Origin of the sequence: Burkholderia sp. AU4i (assembly GCF_000466765.1) — a bacterium.
Taxonomy (GTDB): domain Bacteria; phylum Pseudomonadota; class Gammaproteobacteria; order Burkholderiales; family Burkholderiaceae; genus Burkholderia; species Burkholderia cepacia.
In genome coordinates, this window is sequence record NZ_ASSI01000060.1 from 131,442 (window position 1) to 146,800 (window position 15,359).

Here is a 15,359-nt window from a genome sequence, read left to right on the forward strand (position 1 = left end):
CTGCAGCAATGGCGAATCGCCCCTATTCGAATCTGCCCATGCGGTTCGTGCTTCCCCCCGGGGAATTTATCTGGGGAGCCAACCTCACGAGCGGGAGACTACTTTCTCGCGGAGACGGGTAACGGCCCGCATCGCATCGGTTTCCTGCAGCGCTATAAAGCGACCGAAGACGCCGTTGATCACCTGCACGCCGTCGTAGACCTTCATACTGTCGCGGTACACGAAAGCGTCGTTCTCGCGGACGTGCCCGTTGCGCAAAAGATGATCCACCACGGCGAGTATGTCGTTCGTGACGCTGCACCCACCCTCGTCCCGATCGATCACGACCGCGACCTGGTCGACGCGCTCGATGTCGATGTTGGATCGTAGCGGTATGGGCTTCCGGGTGCGTTGAACGAATTTCCCATCGCTGGCCATGGTGATGATTGTTGCCGCCGTAGCCACGATGCTCGACATCACTCCGGGCGAGAACACAGTCATCCGCCCGTAGACGTCGTGAACTTCCAGTTTCATGCCGGAATCAATATCGACGACATCGGCGCAGCCATGCTTGCGGAGCAGATCCTCCAGCTCGTCCAGGCCAAACACCACGTCGAACAGCCCTTGCCGTCGCCGTCTTATCTCGATCACATATCCTCCCCTGCCATTCGAAACCCGCGATTGAGTCATTATCCTGACCGCGCCCTCGTTTTCAATGGGCGGCAGCGTGGAATTCACTCTCCATTAACGGAGAATCCCCTTGTACAGCTTTGGGCAACCTGGGGGCATCAGGCACGTCTTGGTAAGTATCTGCTGACACGAGCCGCCGAGATTCAGGACCGGTATACCGACAAAAGGAAAAGGCCCGTGGAACCCCCAAAACGGGCGCGCCACGGGCCGTATGAACGACACTTAAAGACAGATGTGTCGAGACAGGTGGCAGGAGATTCCCGAAGGATGCTCCTGCCCTACGCTGGTCGTGAACTTAAAAGACCGCGGGCGCCTAGCTGTTGAGCCATTCGTCGTAGGTCTTGACATTCCACCCCAACTCGATTGCGTTGGCAACGTAGATTTGATACTCGTCGTCATTAGCACCGCGAACCGGCGTTTGACAGTCCGCCGCCGGCGTGAGCTTCGGATCAGACATACGTCACCTCCAACTGGTCGAGGCCGGCTTTCACCACCCCAGTGAAATCGCGGGGGCCGCTATTCACGGGGATGGCCTTCAGAACGGCGTCAAGTTGCTCGCCGTCGTCTCTCTCGATCATTTCGATGATTGCCGTGGCCACATCGCCGCGCACCCACCCAGCCGCATAGCGGGGCGCCGTGAAATACACGACCTTCGGACATACCGCGAAGCAGAAACTACCCACGCGACGTGTCGTGAGCGGGTTCGCATCCGCGAAGATCATCGCGTCAAGCTTAGCCTTGCGACGCTTGTCTTCGTCTCCGGTTGGGTACGGAAACTGAATCATCGCGCAGGCCTGCACAAGCACGTAGCGTGAGAGAGCGTCGAGCGTCCCCTCGTAAAGCCATGGATCGTGCTGGCACAGACTCCAGCCGCGATGCTTCGAAATCGCCAGCAGTTCCATTCCCCTCCGCTCGTGCGGGTTGAGATCGAAGATCTGCGGATATTCCTGCTCGCGGATTTTGGAAGGATCTGGGGTCCACTCGAGCGCGACGTTCACGATTTCATCTTTCGTGACCTCGCGCAACTTGTAATCCCCAATCTCGTTCCTGGCCGCATAGCTGATAGCAGCCGATGCGGACAGAAAGTGCTTGATCGCACTACCGTTTCGATACTGGATACCGTCCATGGTGACTGCTCCTTGAGTTCAGCGGAATTAGCCCTGGCGGGCGTGCTCCGCAGGGGATCATGTGAACAGTCACTTGGACGACTTGCGGATCCGCCTGCAGGCCGGTCCGAAATGAGCGTCGAAATGGTCGCCGGGCAGGCGTTCGCTGTTGTGACGGCAATCCCCGTTGGATACCTCACGGTGGGAACGGCCGCCGCTATCGCATTGCACAACGTACGTGAAAGGCATGGTCTGCTCCTAGAGGGTAGCGAAGCAGACGCCCCTCCGGGACGAAAGCCCCGCGAGGGTAAGACACCAGAGTGGTGTGAATGGATGACGGCGAAACAGCTGCCGTACTGGCTGGGTTTGGGTCCAGCTACCGTTGAAAACGCCTTAAATATAGGCGAAAAACTTCCTGTCAGGAAATAAATTGCAGTGCCGATCCGCAATCTTCTTGCGACGTGGAAGTTAGCTATCACCAGGCCGGCTGGTGAATCGGCATTTATGAGATCCGGCGGGCACCAGCCAATCCGTAGAATCCACCGCCACCGACGATCTCAGCAACCATGTAGGCGAAGACGCCCAAATGAGGTCCGCTGGGGCAGTCGCAATACCATTCGCCCAGCAGACAAAAGGAAACGGGCTCGCGAGGGCGCTGAAAATCGGCCATCAGATAATCGCCGGGCGGGGGACCGGAAAACACGCCGCCTGCGACCTCGATCCTGTCGAACTTGTAGGGGAACGCCCCCTTGACGTAGTCGGTTGCAGTTTTTGCGTCGTACATGGTAGCTGCTCCTGGAAATTACGAAGCAGACGTCCATCGGGACAGAATGCCCCGTATGGGTTGAGGTGAGTTGAGGCGCGTGATGGCGTCGGAAGTTCACGGCCAGAGGCCAATTGGCTGGTTGCGGCCCAGCTGCCGATAGGTCGAATCAACGCCGATTATACAAACTTTTCCCAGTAGGGCCCATCTCTTGCGTTCTCGTCAGGAAGTATCGGACACTAAGAATGAGCACAGCCCCCTTCTAGGACCGCCTTGAAATAGGACTACATGCAAGGGCCCTAAATAATCGGCATCTGCTGCCGTAATTTACGGGCACATCCCGCGCGATCGCGCTCGCCGGCTGCATTGGAGAATGAATGCTGAATCAACTACTTTCCGGAAACATCCCGCTGTCTGGGCCAAACCAGGCAACGCTTTCCCCGCTGGCTGCTCTGGCTCGCATATTGGTTCTGCATGGATTCCCGGCGAGTTCTCCTGCAGGTGATACGCCTGAAGTCGAACCGGCGCCAGTGCAGAACGAGCCGGCAATACCGGACTTCGCGTACTTATTCCACGAGGAAATGTCGATGATGCCGGCAACCTCGGAGCTCGTGCTGTACCTGCCGCAGAATGAGACCCGCCCGCATCCAGTCCGGGTGGTTGAGCGAAGCGCATGCAAGGTGAAGTGGTATGCGATCGAGACCTGGCACGAGAACGTACAGCGGTGGATCGATCGAGACACTGCGACGAAGAAGGGTGCCGCCGAAGACAAGGCTCGTGAGATGCCTTGGCTCGCCACCGTAGAAAGCGAGTAACGCAGTCAGACAGATCCAGCCATGAAAAAACGATTCGAATGCGGCCATTCCGGCTTGGGAAAATTCTGCCATCGATGCGCAAACGAGGCACGTCCTGCACTGATGGCGGCAAAGGCCGCTGAGTCACGCCGTGCCCGTCGCGCCGAAGCAGCGGCGATGGCAGAGGCCGAAGTCGCTGCACGACGTGCTGCGATCGCGGATGACTCTCGCCGCGCCGCAGAGAAAGCTGCAGCGCACCGCTCAAAACTCGTCGCTGCCGCGGCGAACGCGCCGATCGACCTGAGCCCAGCAATGCATCTGCCGGCCGTTCTCGAGCGTGCGTTGGAGGTTCTAGGCAGACTCAAGCAGGGAGCACACCCCCTTACTCTCGGCGGGAAGATGCTGACGTCGCGACGCGGCGATTTTTCGATCCCACTTGGTTTGCGATACCGCCTCCTGGTCGACGCGGCTTCTCTCAAGCCTCTGAAGTTCCTCTCACACGAAAACTACAACCTGCTGGTCTAGGCGGGCAGGCAGCTTACTTCTTCCTCGCGCGAAGCGTATATCCCCGCGCCGCTCGGATGCACAGGACGAACGCGACTGCGCCGGCGATCGGCAATTGAGGTGAGCACTTCGGCTCGAGCCTCATAACGATGGGGATGCTGACGGCGATGATGACCGCTAGACCGAGAGAAAGCCAACGCTGTCGGTTATACAGGGCGAGAGAGTTGATCATGGCGCTAGTCACCGGATTTTATCAATCTCGATCACGTCCACTGGCGATCATTGAGCAGCGAGGCGAACGTCCGCAATTCCGCGTCGATCCGTCGCCTGGCGATCGGTAGGTAATGCCAGATCGGAATCGTCGGCGCTTCGATGAGCCACTGTAGATGCCCATTATCCCGGAAGTTTGCCGTCATGTTCCACCAGTAATTCAGCGCGCCGCCGGCATGCCCATCCCCGATCATTCGGTGGATCTGCAGCGCGATCGTCTCCGGCGCCTCGAACACGACATAGGGGCGGGATGGCCGTGTGGCATGGCCCTCGCATGACCAGAGCGTGTGGACGTCCGCGATAGCGTTCAGCGCATCACACACCGGGCGAATCTTCGGTTCGATCAGATCCATGCTAACGCCGTTTCGCAATACACTCGATCCAGGAAAGCACCATAGCTAACCTCGCTCGCCCGTCGGTTGATACTTGCGATCCAGCCAACGCTCCAGAAGTGCGCCAATGACGATCGCGGCGATCGCGGCCGGAATCCCTACTTTCCACGAGAGGGCTTGATCTTGGCACGCCACCAAAATCATCGGCGCAACGACCCAGCCCAGCAACCCGACCAACAGCGTCCAACCAGGAGCGTGGCCATCGCTTCCCTTTCCTTTCAACCCACGGACTCTTTTCATGCCTTGCATCCCCGCAATAGTCATCCGTTTATCGGCCTACATCAGCCAAGCTTGACCCTCGATGCGAAATACTGGAGACGTCCGTTCAAGAAATCAACTCCGATTACGGCCTGCCGAGCTATGCCCAGTACGGTTCAGCCGTTGATCTTTCAACTTGTTTCCGGACAGCCTTCAAGATAGCTCCGAATCGATCTACCCCACTATTCCAGTCCTCTGACCTTGTCGATCGCCTCCTCAATCCGGTCGACGGCGACCACGGTAAGCCCGTCGATGGGTTGTTTCGGGCTGTTCGCCTTCGGGATCAGCGCCACCGAGAAACCGAGTTTCGCAGCCTCTTTCAGGCGTTCCTGACCGCGTGGTGACGGCCGAATTTCGCCCGCCAGGCCGACCTCTCCAAAGGCGATCAGCCCCTTCGGCATCGCCTTGTTTCGCATGGACGAGTGGATCGAGAGCAGGACAGCAAGATCCGCGGCCGGCTCGGTGATCTTCACTCCACCAACGGCGTTGAGAAACACGTCCTGATCGAAGCATGCGACGCCCGCGTGCCGGTGTAGCACCGCCAGCAGCATCGCGAGCCGGTTCTGCTCGAGGCCAACCGCGAGGCGCCGCGGATTCGGTGAGTGGGTGCCATCGACTAGCGCCTGAATTTCCACCAGAAGCGGCCTCGTTCCCTCCTGCGTGACCATCACGCAGGAGCCCGGCACCGTCTGATCGTGACGAGACAGGAACAGCGCCGACGGGTTCGCAACGCCTCGCAGTCCCTTTTCCGTCATGGCGAACACTCCGAGCTCGTTCACGGCGCCGAAGCGGTTCTTGAACGCCCGGACGAGCCTGAATGACGAATGGGTATCGCCCTCGAAGTACAGCACTGTATCAACAATGTGTTCGAGCACACGCGGGCCCGCCAAGTTGCCCTCTTTCGTCACGTGGCCAACCATGATGATCGCGGTACCGGACTGTTTGGCAATCCGCGTGAGCTGCGCCGCACACTCACGAACCTGGGCCACCGATCCCGGTGCGGAGGTCAGAGCCTCCGAATAGATGGTCTGGATCGAATCGATCACTGCCACGTCGGGCTTTTCAGCCTCGATCGTCCCCTGGATACGCTCCAGTTGAATTTCGGCGAGTAGCTGAAGGTCACAGGCATTCGAATCGTCCTCGAGCAGCGACAGGCGCTGAGCACGAAGGGCAATTTGCGCTGCCGACTCTTCACCGCTCACGTAGAGCGTCTTGCGCTCGCCAGCGATCGCGCCGAGGGACTGCAGCAGAAGGGTCGATTTGCCGATGCCCGGGTCACCGCCGATCAGCACCACGCCGCCAGCAACCAGGCCGCCACCGAGGACCCGGTCGAATTCGCCGACGCCAGTCGAGAATCGCGGCACGTCAGCCGCTTCGATGTCGGCCAGCTTTTGGACCGGGGCGCTCTTTGCGAGGGACTGGAAGCGGTGCGATCCGGATCCGGTGTCGGCAGCAGTTTCGACCAGTGTGTTCCACGCGCTACACCCGGGACACTGGCCTTGCCACTTGGGAGCGGTTGCCCCGCACTCGGTACAGCTATGGACGGTCTTTGCTTTTGCCACGGATGGTTCCTGTCAGGATGGAATCGGGAACAGCCTGAAAGGCCGTGCCTCGATTGGTTGGAACCATGCTGGCAGACAGATGCGGGATTTCAAGAGGACTCAGGTACCGTTCTATGGGATCGACAGCCATCGCAGCATTCGATAACGGTCGCTGAAATGCCCGAGGGCACCCATCTCGTCACGTGACAGTGCCGAACGCGGCGCGCTTTCCCATTCGCCCCACCGCCGCGCGATACGCATCCTCGTATTCTTCGATCTGGAGCCACAGATCGTCGTCGCCCCGTTTGCGGCTCACACCGTTCGCTCGCGTCATCCATGAGTCGGCCTCCGGGTCATACATCGCGTGGAAGGCGTTGAATGCGCCGCCGGTTCCCTCCAGGATTCGGCCGACGACGTAGAGGGTTTCGACTTTTGGCTGTCCTTTCTGGAAAGCAGGAACGAGATCCTCGGCCTGAACCTCCAGTCCGCCGTCGTACATGAGCGAGACAGAAATCCCGGTCGTGACGCTCGCGAGTTGAGCATCCCGCGCACGCTGCGTGAAACAGAAGCTGAGGTCGAGCGCTCGGAAGATACGCCGAATCATGGGGCATTCCTCAATCGATTGCGGCCGCGCACGCGTTGGTCGGGGCCGCCAGGACGTGCCCAACCAGCGGGATCATATCGAGGCCGGCTGCCGTGATCCGACACGGTGCCGCGGCAACACCGCAACCGGAGAGTGCGGCAACGATCGGGGCCAACAGCAATACTCGTTTCATCTGCGATTTCCTGCTCACAAGGTTCCCAGCCGCATTGGCGGTCGACTGATTGACTACCGGCTTCATGACTGGCTACCCGATGCATTAAATTGAACTTGAAGGTTGGACCGGATTCTCTTCGAGACCTAGGGCTAGAGGCGTTTTCGGATGAACCTCAGTCGAGCGGCCGTGTCCTGGCTGAGCGTTTCGGTCTGGCCTGATCGCCTGCGGATCTCCTGGCGTTCCCGTTCGACCCATTGGAGAATATCGTCAGAGTTAAGGGAGCCAGTCTCGGCTTCACTTTGAATCAAGCGGAATCCATCGGTGTCGACCGGCTCGTACTCCGAGAGCAACCCATACACCTTTCCGGAATATGTCTTGTATGGGGACCGTCGATACGCGACCACGCCCGCTAGTATGGCGGCCGCCGCGCTGATGAGGATGCCCACATCGCCACCAACGTGCCACCGGGTGTGATCCAGGCTCGCCTCGAGAGCGTTCACCAGCACGGCGTACAGACCAGCTGCAAAAAGAGCCGTATAGCCGGCCGGTCCAAGCTTGATTGGATGAGATGCCAACTGTCGAGAAAGCCGAATCGTCGATTCGATCTTTGCGAGTTGCCGACAACGGTCCTGATCCGTCATCCGGCCGTGGGGTATGTCCTTCTGGAGCGAATGAGTCATCACGAGCCCGTGCGAATCAGCCTTCGACGCGGCGCAGCTTGACCAGATAGTCCTGGCCGTTGAGCCCATGCACGAGAGCGGTATCCTCGCCGGCGTTCAGCCACACTCGCCGGTTCACCACGAGTTCGCTACCGGAATCCTTTTCCTTCAGTTGGAGGTGGAACGACGTGAGGCCAAACGACGTCTGCTGGATGTCGCTGACCTCCATCTTCCGATACCCGTCCAGCCCGTCACGCGGGCCATTCGTTGCGACGAGATAGCTGAACTGCTCTTCGAAGTTCACAGACTCGCCATGCGTCTGACGTTCGCCGAAGTTGCTGATCGCGCCGCGAGCATCTCGCCGCATCACCTCGACATCGTATCCCTTGATCGGCGTGGTCACCGCCGGCACGATCTGGCTGGGCGCGTCGATCACACCAAGCGGATCGGCGTTTACGGTCGCGGCAGAGAACAAAAGCAGGACTGCGGCAGCAGAAGCCAGGATCTGATTTTTCATGAAATTTCCTTACGGACGGTCGTGCTCAGGAGCCGAGCATTAGGGATGGAGGGAAACTGTGGGCCCCAGCTGGACGATCGCCCAAATCGGCGATCACCATCTGGTCAACGTTGCTTACCGAATTCCTCTCCGGAAGGACGATGTCTGCCGTGTTCGATTCGCGCCGCCGATAAGCCAACGCACCATCGAGGAAGGCAAGCGCTCGGCGTCGCGCCGCGCGGCGGGTGACCAGCCGGCGAATCCGACGCGATACTTCGCATGCACCCTGCAAACTTCCAATCAGAAATTTCGGCACGGGGCTACGTTCTGACTCGGCTTTGAAATTGACCATCGCAAGATGCCTCCCGGTTGTTTTACTTCTGTCCGTTTGCGCGTTGGACCGCGAGCAGCTCCGTGAGCCTCGCAAGAATTTGCGTATCTGTGGAGTTCAGCTGATCGAGTTTACGGGTGACGCGATCGACATCACTTTCAGCCACGTACTGCCAAGATCCCGAACCGTTTTTGTCGGTATGGGCGCACTGCATCGGATGGCCGTCGGGATCGTAAGCCATCAGGGGCACCGGCCCAAACCCGGAGTTGCAATGGGCACCTTTGGCTGTCGCAACGAGCGGCGTTTTGGCTACATATTGCGCATGAGCAGCCGAGAACATACCAATGGCAGCAACGAAAATGAGGAGCTTCTTCATTCTTGCCTTCCCAAAAAGTTATTTCCCGAAGGTGCCACCTTACGCACCTTCCAAGCCCCAAACAATCGTCAAACAGGCGCTATTCAAGGGGGGAAATGTTCGAAATTTAGGCTATCGGTAAAAACTTCCTAATGGGAAGTCCTCAGCGGGTGTGAGTTCCAGGAGTCCTGCTACCGTCCCCTCTTGTTTCAGAAGGCGCACTTGTTATCGTGATTTCAAGGCCATCGAGCCTAAGAACAAAGGACCACGTACACATGAAGCGCGATGCCTTTACCTACCCGCTAGATCTCGGTCACGAGTTGATCATCGATAACTTCGCCGGAGGTGGCGGTACCAGCACCGGTCTGGAAGCGGCCTTCGGACGGCCGGTGGACATCGCCATCAACCATGATCCCGAGGCGCTGGCGATGCACGCACTGAATCACCCCAAGACGAAACACCTGTGCGAGAGCGTGTGGGATGTCGATCCCATCGTGGTTACTCAAAATCGGCCGGTCGGGCTGGTCTGGCTCTCGCCAGACTGCAAGCATTTCTCCAAAGCCAAGGGCGGTACGCCGGTTGCGAAACACATTCGCGGCCTTGCCTGGGTTGGCATGCGCTGGGTTGCTCTGACCAAACCGCGAGTTCTCATGTTGGAGAATGTTGAGGAGTTCAAAACATGGGGTCCGCTAATTGTTGGAAAGGATGGCAAAGCTTTCCCCGATCCGAAGCGAAAAGGCAAGACGTTCAACAGCTTCGTCCGCCAGTTGCGTGAACATGGATACACCGTGGACTGGCGCGAGTTGCGCGCCTGCGACAATGGTGCCCCAACGATCCGCAAGCGCCTGTTCCTCGTGGCTCGCCGCGACGGGTTGCCCATCGTGTTCCCCGAGCAGTCTCACGGCGACCCCGCCTCGCGCGAGGTTCTGGCCGGCATGCTCTCTCCGTATCGCACCGCAGCGGAATGCATCGACTTTGATCTCCCGGCGGAAAGCATCTTCGACCGAAAAAAGGAGCTCGCTGTCAACACGCAGCGCCGAGTGGCCAAGGGTCTCTGGCGCCACGTGCTTGCGAGCGCAAAGCCGTTTATCGTCACAAATACGAGCGGGCACCCTGGCGCTGGATCGGATCAACCGTTGCCGACGATCACCACCGGCAACCATCACATGCTGGGCCAGCCCGTGTTGAAGCCGCTCATGACGAGCGTCTCGAGTGCCGGTGGCTGGAAGTACGAACCCATTTTCCCGACGCCACCGGCTACGGCAGAACGGCCTCATGAATTCCACTGCACCACTTGTGGCAACACCTTTCCGTCATGGAAACCCGAGGATGCTGGCATCCCGGGAGCATGCCCGACCTGCGGCAACGAGACCGGTATCTACCCCCTCGACGGCGCATTGACGGCTCCGTTCCTGACGGAACACGCAAATGCCAGCAACCAGCGCACCATGCCTGCCGACGAGCCGCTGCGTACGATCTGCGCTCAAGTCAAAGGAGGGCACTTCTCCGTCGTCTCACCGGCGTTCGCACCGCTCGTCGCGGAGCGCGGCAGCATCCCGCCCGACACGCCGGCGCACGATGAGGGCTTCACGGAGCAGGACGTGCGCTTTTTCCAGCGGGTCAATGAGTTCGACGCGGCCGTCGATGCAGAGCAGATGGCTGCATCCACGATCGTCACGATGCGCGGCACGAGCGAGGCCCATCTCGGCGCCGATAGCGTCGAGCAGCCGCTGACGACCGTGTCCGCCGGCGGCAATCATCACGCGCTCGCCGGCGCGCACCTGATCACGATCGGCTACGGGGAGCGCGCGGGTCAGGAGCCTCGTACCCAGACCATCGAAGGACCGCTCGGCACGGCTGTCGCAGGGGGCGTCAAGCAGGCGCTTGTCGCTACGCATATCACGAAGTTTCGTACGGGCAGCGCGGGCAGCGACATGAACAAGCCGATGCCAACCGTCACCGCGAACAGCTTTATCAAGCGCCCTGGCGGCAGTGCGCCGCTCGGCGTGGTCGCTGCGCATCTCACGCACCTGACGCACCATGGCGAGCGCACGGGCACCTCGCCTGCTCAGCCTCTGCCAACGGTGACTGGCGCGCACCGCGGCGAGCAGGCACTCATCGCGGCCAACCTGATCGATATCGGGCACGGTGAGTCCTGTGGTACCGACGCGAAGCGTTGGAGCAGCGGTGTCCGCACCGTGGAAACGCCCCTCAATTCGGTGACAGCGAGTAGCGTGCCTAACGCCCTAGAATCGGCATTCCTCGAGCAAGCCAACGGCGGATTTTGGGCCGAAAACGATGGTCGCCCGATGGCGGCCCCAGTGTCTACGATCGCCTCGAAGGGCGCAAACCAGCGTCTGGTGACCGCCTGCCTGGTCAAGTACTACAGCTCTGGTGGTCAGTGGCAAGCGGTCGACGAGCCGATGCATACCCTGCCGACGAAGGCGCGCATGGGGCTCGTGGAAACCGTACAGGTTCCGGCCGACTGCCTTGCAGAAGAGCACCGAGAGAAGGCCCGCCGCTGCGCGGAGCTACTGCATGAGCACCTGCCCGAGCAGTTCCCGGCTGGCGCCGAAATGATCCTGATGTCCTACGACGGCATCCTGTGGGTGCTGGCCGACATCACCCTGCGGATGCTCAAAGCACGTGAGTTGTTCCGTGCGCAGTCCTTTCCGGAGAACTACATCATCCACGAGATCCCGGATCCGAAGTTGCTGTTCAAGGATGGAGTGCAGGTCGCGGACCCTCTGTCAGTGCCACGTATTCCGCTGTCCACCACGGCGCAGATCCGGATGTGTGGCAACAGCGTCTCGCCTGTCCAGGCGGAGGCTCTGGTTCGCGCCAACTTCGGCCACGAGCGGCTGTTCGCCCGCACGGCTGCTTGATCGAGGCGAAAATGTCGATGAAGATCACCACGAACGCATGCCCGGTCCAACGCTGGCGCCTCGGCCGAGACTACTGGCGCGTTGATCGGGACGAAGGTTTCCGGAAGCAGGACTACGCCGTCGACGTGATCAGAGATTCCGTCGCGAAACAGTTTGTCGTCCAAAATCACTACTCCGCCAGCTATCCCGCCGCGGTCGAGCGCGTGGGCCTGTTTCGCGGCACGGACCTCGTGGGAGTTTGCGTGTTCAGCGTGAGCGTGAGCACGTAAATCGATGGGGCAATGAGCAACATAAATGATGTTCGAGGGACGAGGTAAAACGGGAGCGATGAAGCTCCCGTTGTCGTTTCAGAATGGCTCGTCGATGCTCTGGTGTGGCGGCTGTGTCGGACCGCGGTACCAGGGCTCGCGATAGCGGCGGATCTGGGTGGCGTAGGCGCGGCTGAACCACAGATAGAGGTCTTCGATGAAGAACTGCATCATGTAGGCTGCCTCGTCGGAGAGCTCGGGCAATGGCAGGCGCCGGGAGGCGTTGGGTTTGTGAGGTGATGCTTTACGGGACATGTCATCGGGCTCCGTTGGGTTGACGCGCTGGCGTGCGGCGCGAGGACTGTGTTGATGGTGCAAAGACCTCGAAGTACAGCTTCTCGTCGAGTTCGGACAGTTCGCGCTGCGCGGCGGTGGTGAGCAGTTCGTTGGCGAGCGTGGTGAGCACGCGGTAGTTGCCCAGCGCGTGTTCGCACAGCGTGTGGCGCAGCGGCGGTGTCATCAGCTGCGGGGCGCCGGCGCTGGCGAGCAGATGATTGAGGCAGGCCAGCAGATCGTCGGCCGAAGCCTTCTCGGTCCCCAGGCGGGAACGGATACGGCTGCCCAGGGGCAGCAGTTCGTCGCGCCGCAGCTTGTCGGTCAGGCGCGTGTCGCCGGCGAGCACCACACACAGCAGGGGCTGCGAGTCGAAGCGGGCGCTGGCCATGAGCCGCAGTTCGTTGAGCACGCCGGGACTCATTTCCTGCGCTTCGTCGATCAATAGGATTGGGCGCCGGCGCGTGCTTTGCAGGTGCGACATCCACCGGTCGCGCAGCGACCTGAAGCCGCCCCAGCGGTTGTGAGGCCGGAGTTCCAGACCGAAGATGTCGCCCATCTCGCGATAGAAGTCGGCGAGGTTGCTTTGCGGATGATTGATCGAGACGACTGTCAGATCGGTCAGTCGCTCGAGCTTCTCGGCCAGCACGCGCATGACCACGCTCTTGCCGGTACCCGGCTCACCGTGGATCATCGCGAAGCCGCCTTCGCGCACGAGCGAGTTCTCGATGCGCCAGCAGAAGTTCTCGACGCGCGGCGGCACGTACAGCGCCTCGAGGGGAAGCTCCGGCGAGAATGGGTTCCACTTCAGGCCGTAGAGGGCTTGCAGACGCTGGCTCATGCCTCCTCCTGCCAGTTGGCGGGAATCCAGGCTGGCGGCAACCCGGTTGCGGCGTGGTCGGCCAGCATCTGGCGTAACAGCGGCGCGATACCGGGCGCACTGGCCGGCGGCGGCTCGACATTGACGGCATCGAGTCGCCGACGCTGGCCATCAGCATTGGCGGCCTTGTCCAGCGGCCGCAGCGGGCACAGCACGGCGCCGCTATCGGCGTCGACGAGATCGACGCCGCTCAGGTCCCAGCGCGCGTAACGCAGGTGCACGCGCTGCAGGTGCCGGTAGGCCGAGGGAATCTCGAAGCGTGTGCCGGCCAGACTCACGGTGCCATCCGAGCGCCGCTGGGCGCGCGTCACGTCGATACGGAATGCGGCGCGCAGCGCGTCACTCGACGGGCATTCGCGGCCCACATCGGGGCCAGCCAGATAGCGTTTGAGCGGCGTGCCACCGATCTCGGAATGATGCGCGTGGTGGTACTCGCGCTCGATCCATGCGTGGGTGGCCTGATTGAGCAGTTCGAGCGTGAGGTTGGGCTCGCCTTCGAGCATGGCCATCACGCGCCCTTCGATGCGGGCCCAGAACGTCTCCTGCTTCGCGTTCTGATACGGCGAATATGGCAAGGTCGTCTGGTGCAGCACGCCGAGCGCGAGCAAGCCAGCGGTCGTCTCTTCGGCAAGCATCGCCGCGCCGTTGTCGGTCATCAGTGCGCGGGGCCGGCCACGACGCTGGAGCGCCTGGGTGAGCCCATGGATCAGACTACGTGCGGTCTCATCGAGAAACCATTGCGCGTGACAGACGACGCGCGAACGGTCATCGAGCACGCACAGCAGCATCGGCGTGATCCACTGGCCATCATGCGTGAGCAGCTTGCGCGAGCCGTGATGGAAATCGAGATGCCAGAGCGCGTTGACGTGCTCGACCTCGAAGCTGCGGACCTCGAGCTTCTCGAGGCGATCGCGTGCGAGCATCGCGCCGGTGCTGGTATGACGCGGCTTGCGTTCACGGTACAGGCCCTGCGCACGCAGATAACGACGCACCGTCGTGTACGACGGCAGGAACGCATGGCCGAGCGTGACCTTGAGATTGTCGAAGTGCAACTGGCAAGTCCAGCCGGGATGTTCCCGGTACTGCGCGCGAATCGCCTGTACCGCCTGAGGCGACAGGCTTGCGCCGGCGCCACTGGGGCGCTTGCGGTCGCGCAGGCTCGCAACCGGATCGTGGGCCGCCTTGCGGGCCCGGTAGAACCACCGCTCAACCGTGGAGCGGCCGAACTGGACATCGTCGCCAGTGACGGGATGACGCCAGCGTTTGGCGGCCAGCGCGGTGATGAGTTCGCGCACCTGCCCGGGTTCAGGCGGTGCTGCCAGCAAGGGGCCCACAACCGCAAAGCGCAGGCGCGCCCAACGATCCCGCAGGGGTAAATCGTGAAGTTCAGTCATGCTCTCTCCAGGGATGCGGCGCACCGCGCCGCGATTCGGGGGAGAGGCGAGACTACCGGCGCAGTCCGAGGGGGGCGAGCGACAAGTTCTGCGGGCGGTTACCGTCCCTCACGCAGGGTGCTCACGGCGCTTGCACTGGTAAGCGGTGATAGCCAGCGCAGCAGCCATGGCAATGGTTCGGCAGGCTGCGTGGTAGCGAAGCGCTCGAGCAGGCTTGCCGGCACCTGTGCGGTCTCGACGGGCGGCACGAACGCCGCCCGTCCGAGCGCCCAGAACGGTGTGCCGACAAACCCGGTCGTCCACCAGTGCCGCCATCGCGCGATCGTCGCGGGTGGCACGCCCAGCGCATCGAGTTGGCGCATTGCCGCGGCCGTACCGGCGCTCGCACGCGTGGCGCTGACAACAATCATGATTGCGGCGGTGTAGACGCGCCGGCCGAGAAAGCGCACCGAGAATGGCGTGGTACGACGGCGACAGTCGGCGCAGCAGAAGCTGTAGCGGAACTCGCAGTGGCAGCGGGCTTCGTATGAAATTCCGCGCGGCTTGCGCGGGTAGCGGGCGCTATGGAGTACGCCGCCGCAGCGACAACGCTGCGCGCGGGTCTGTTCGGCGTAGTCCTGATCGATACGTAGCAGCAGGTGATAGAAGTTGGGATCGCGGGCACTCACGTGGCACACTCTGGAAGTCTCGGTTCTTGGCAGACACGAGACTCTCCCTTGGGCG

At 61.2% G+C, this 15,359-nt stretch carries 20 protein-coding genes; 4 read left to right on the forward strand and 16 right to left on the reverse strand.

The window, feature by feature from the left end; all coding sequences use genetic code 11:
* Nucleotides 1–84: 84 nt before the first annotated feature.
* The 4 genes from L810_RS43995 to L810_RS13865 all read right to left on the reverse strand — a co-directional run bounded on the left by L810_RS43995 (nt 85) and on the right by L810_RS13865 (nt 2,559).
* Nucleotides 85–717 carry a hypothetical protein gene (locus tag L810_RS43995; RefSeq protein ID WP_155836205.1) on the reverse strand — a complete coding sequence of 211 codons (633 nt, stop codon included), beginning with the start codon at nt 715–717 and terminating at the stop codon, nt 85–87.
* A gap of 265 nt (nt 718–982) precedes the next feature.
* Nucleotides 983–1,126 carry a hypothetical protein gene (locus tag L810_RS47130; RefSeq protein ID WP_155836207.1) on the reverse strand — a complete coding sequence of 48 codons (144 nt, stop codon included), beginning with the start codon at nt 1,124–1,126 and terminating at the stop codon, nt 983–985.
* Nucleotides 1,119–1,796 carry a hypothetical protein gene (locus L810_RS13860; protein WP_021158942.1) on the reverse strand — a complete coding sequence of 226 codons (678 nt, stop codon included), beginning with the start codon at nt 1,794–1,796 and terminating at the stop codon, nt 1,119–1,121. Before L810_RS13860 ends, L810_RS47130 begins: the two co-directional genes overlap by 8 nt.
* Before the next feature lie 481 nt (nt 1,797–2,277).
* Nucleotides 2,278–2,559, reverse strand: a complete 282-nt coding sequence (locus L810_RS13865) for a hypothetical protein (protein ID WP_042974450.1) — start codon at nt 2,557–2,559, stop codon at nt 2,278–2,280.
* A 356-nt stretch (nt 2,560–2,915) separates the two neighbouring features.
* Between L810_RS13865 and L810_RS13870 the strand changes: the two genes are divergently transcribed.
* Both L810_RS13870 and L810_RS47135 read left to right on the forward strand, forming a co-directional pair.
* Nucleotides 2,916–3,353, forward strand: coding sequence for a hypothetical protein (locus L810_RS13870; protein WP_155836209.1), 438 nt, complete (start codon nt 2,916–2,918; stop codon nt 3,351–3,353).
* 21 nt (nt 3,354–3,374) lie between these two features.
* Nucleotides 3,375–3,857, forward strand: coding sequence for a DUF7682 family zinc-binding protein (locus tag L810_RS47135; RefSeq protein WP_155836211.1), 483 nt, complete (start codon nt 3,375–3,377; stop codon nt 3,855–3,857).
* A gap of 242 nt (nt 3,858–4,099) precedes the next feature.
* Here the strand turns inward: L810_RS47135 and L810_RS13885 are convergent, their stop codons facing one another.
* The 8 genes from L810_RS13885 to L810_RS13920 all read right to left on the reverse strand — a co-directional run bounded on the left by L810_RS13885 (nt 4,100) and on the right by L810_RS13920 (nt 8,917).
* Nucleotides 4,100–4,459 (reverse strand): hypothetical protein, encoded by a 360-nt coding sequence (locus L810_RS13885; protein ID WP_021158945.1) that lies wholly within the window; start codon nt 4,457–4,459, stop codon nt 4,100–4,102.
* Between the two features lie 45 nt (nt 4,460–4,504).
* Nucleotides 4,505–4,738 carry a hypothetical protein gene (locus L810_RS13890; protein ID WP_081712851.1) on the reverse strand — a complete coding sequence of 78 codons (234 nt, stop codon included), beginning with the start codon at nt 4,736–4,738 and terminating at the stop codon, nt 4,505–4,507.
* A gap of 200 nt (nt 4,739–4,938) precedes the next feature.
* Nucleotides 4,939–6,318 (reverse strand): DNA repair protein RadA, encoded by a 1,380-nt coding sequence (radA, locus tag L810_RS13895; RefSeq protein ID WP_042974459.1) that lies wholly within the window; start codon nt 6,316–6,318, stop codon nt 4,939–4,941.
* A 178-nt stretch (nt 6,319–6,496) separates the two neighbouring features.
* Nucleotides 6,497–6,901, reverse strand: a complete 405-nt coding sequence (locus L810_RS13900; RefSeq protein ID WP_021158948.1) for a hypothetical protein — start codon at nt 6,899–6,901, stop codon at nt 6,497–6,499.
* Between the two features lie 10 nt (nt 6,902–6,911).
* On the reverse strand, nt 6,912–7,073 hold the full coding sequence (locus L810_RS48105) for a DUF6726 family protein (protein WP_162175287.1): 162 nt from the start codon (nt 7,071–7,073) through the stop codon (nt 6,912–6,914).
* Nucleotides 7,074–7,204: 131 nt separating this feature from the next.
* On the reverse strand, nt 7,205–7,735 hold the full coding sequence (locus L810_RS13910) for a hypothetical protein (RefSeq protein WP_042974462.1): 531 nt from the start codon (nt 7,733–7,735) through the stop codon (nt 7,205–7,207).
* Nucleotides 7,736–7,751: 16 nt separating this feature from the next.
* Nucleotides 7,752–8,231 carry a hypothetical protein gene (locus L810_RS13915; protein ID WP_021158949.1) on the reverse strand — a complete coding sequence of 160 codons (480 nt, stop codon included), beginning with the start codon at nt 8,229–8,231 and terminating at the stop codon, nt 7,752–7,754.
* Between the two features lie 353 nt (nt 8,232–8,584).
* Nucleotides 8,585–8,917, reverse strand: a complete 333-nt coding sequence (locus L810_RS13920) for a hypothetical protein (RefSeq protein ID WP_042974465.1) — start codon at nt 8,915–8,917, stop codon at nt 8,585–8,587.
* Nucleotides 8,918–9,171: 254 nt separating this feature from the next.
* Here L810_RS13920 and L810_RS49045 point away from each other — a divergent pair, with 254 nt between their 5' ends.
* On the forward strand, nt 9,172–11,781 hold the full coding sequence (locus tag L810_RS49045) for a DNA cytosine methyltransferase (RefSeq protein ID WP_042974466.1): 2,610 nt from the start codon (nt 9,172–9,174) through the stop codon (nt 11,779–11,781).
* A gap of 11 nt (nt 11,782–11,792) precedes the next feature.
* The gene (locus L810_RS13930) at nt 11,793–12,050 is read left to right on the forward strand and encodes a Mom family adenine methylcarbamoylation protein (RefSeq protein ID WP_021158951.1); all 258 of its coding nucleotides are present in this window, start codon (nt 11,793–11,795) and stop codon (nt 12,048–12,050) included.
* Nucleotides 12,051–12,128: 78 nt separating this feature from the next.
* Here L810_RS13930 and L810_RS13935 read toward each other — a convergent pair whose 3' ends face one another.
* The 4 genes from L810_RS13935 to L810_RS13950 form a co-directional block, all read right to left on the reverse strand.
* A complete protein-coding gene (locus tag L810_RS13935) occupies nt 12,129–12,344 on the reverse strand; it encodes a hypothetical protein (RefSeq protein ID WP_042974467.1) in 216 nt (71 codons plus the stop codon).
* Between the two features lies 1 nt (nt 12,345).
* Nucleotides 12,346–13,203 carry an ExeA family protein gene (locus L810_RS13940; RefSeq protein ID WP_021158953.1) on the reverse strand — a complete coding sequence of 286 codons (858 nt, stop codon included), beginning with the start codon at nt 13,201–13,203 and terminating at the stop codon, nt 12,346–12,348.
* Complete coding sequence (locus L810_RS13945) at nt 13,200–14,636, reverse strand: helix-turn-helix domain-containing protein (protein ID WP_042974470.1); 1,437 nt, start codon at nt 14,634–14,636, stop codon at nt 13,200–13,202. Before L810_RS13945 ends, L810_RS13940 begins: the two co-directional genes overlap by 4 nt.
* A 98-nt stretch (nt 14,637–14,734) precedes the next feature.
* Nucleotides 14,735–15,304 carry a hypothetical protein gene (locus tag L810_RS13950; protein ID WP_257008853.1) on the reverse strand — a complete coding sequence of 190 codons (570 nt, stop codon included), beginning with the start codon at nt 15,302–15,304 and terminating at the stop codon, nt 14,735–14,737.
* Nucleotides 15,305–15,359: the final 55 nt, after the last annotated feature.

Excerpts from the sequence above, each read along its gene's own strand:
- L810_RS47130 (WP_155836207.1), bottom strand. The coding sequence starts at position 1,126 with ATGTCTGATCCGAAGCTCACGCCGGCGGCGGACTGTCAAACGCCGGTT.
- L810_RS13860 (WP_021158942.1), bottom strand. The coding sequence starts at position 1,796 with ATGGACGGTATCCAGTATCGAAACGGTAGTGCGATCAAGCACTTTCTG.
- L810_RS13865 (WP_042974450.1), bottom strand. The coding sequence starts at position 2,559 with ATGTACGACGCAAAAACTGCAACCGACTACGTCAAGGGGGCGTTCCCC.
- L810_RS13870 (WP_155836209.1), top strand. The coding sequence starts at position 2,916 with ATGCTGAATCAACTACTTTCCGGAAACATCCCGCTGTCTGGGCCAAAC.
- L810_RS47135 (WP_155836211.1), top strand. The coding sequence starts at position 3,375 with ATGAAAAAACGATTCGAATGCGGCCATTCCGGCTTGGGAAAATTCTGC.
- L810_RS13885 (WP_021158945.1), bottom strand. The coding sequence starts at position 4,459 with ATGGATCTGATCGAACCGAAGATTCGCCCGGTGTGTGATGCGCTGAAC.
- L810_RS13890 (WP_081712851.1), bottom strand. The coding sequence starts at position 4,738 with ATGAAAAGAGTCCGTGGGTTGAAAGGAAAGGGAAGCGATGGCCACGCT.
- L810_RS13900 (WP_021158948.1), bottom strand. The coding sequence starts at position 6,901 with ATGATTCGGCGTATCTTCCGAGCGCTCGACCTCAGCTTCTGTTTCACG.
- L810_RS48105 (WP_162175287.1), bottom strand. The coding sequence starts at position 7,073 with ATGAAACGAGTATTGCTGTTGGCCCCGATCGTTGCCGCACTCTCCGGT.
- L810_RS13910 (WP_042974462.1), bottom strand. The coding sequence starts at position 7,735 with ATGACTCATTCGCTCCAGAAGGACATACCCCACGGCCGGATGACGGAT.
- L810_RS13915 (WP_021158949.1), bottom strand. The coding sequence starts at position 8,231 with ATGAAAAATCAGATCCTGGCTTCTGCTGCCGCAGTCCTGCTTTTGTTC.
- L810_RS13920 (WP_042974465.1), bottom strand. The coding sequence starts at position 8,917 with ATGAAGAAGCTCCTCATTTTCGTTGCTGCCATTGGTATGTTCTCGGCT.
- L810_RS49045 (WP_042974466.1), top strand. The coding sequence starts at position 9,172 with ATGAAGCGCGATGCCTTTACCTACCCGCTAGATCTCGGTCACGAGTTG.
- L810_RS13930 (WP_021158951.1), top strand. The coding sequence starts at position 11,793 with ATGTCGATGAAGATCACCACGAACGCATGCCCGGTCCAACGCTGGCGC.
- L810_RS13935 (WP_042974467.1), bottom strand. The coding sequence starts at position 12,344 with ATGTCCCGTAAAGCATCACCTCACAAACCCAACGCCTCCCGGCGCCTG.
- L810_RS13940 (WP_021158953.1), bottom strand. The coding sequence starts at position 13,203 with ATGAGCCAGCGTCTGCAAGCCCTCTACGGCCTGAAGTGGAACCCATTC.
- L810_RS13945 (WP_042974470.1), bottom strand. The coding sequence starts at position 14,636 with ATGACTGAACTTCACGATTTACCCCTGCGGGATCGTTGGGCGCGCCTG.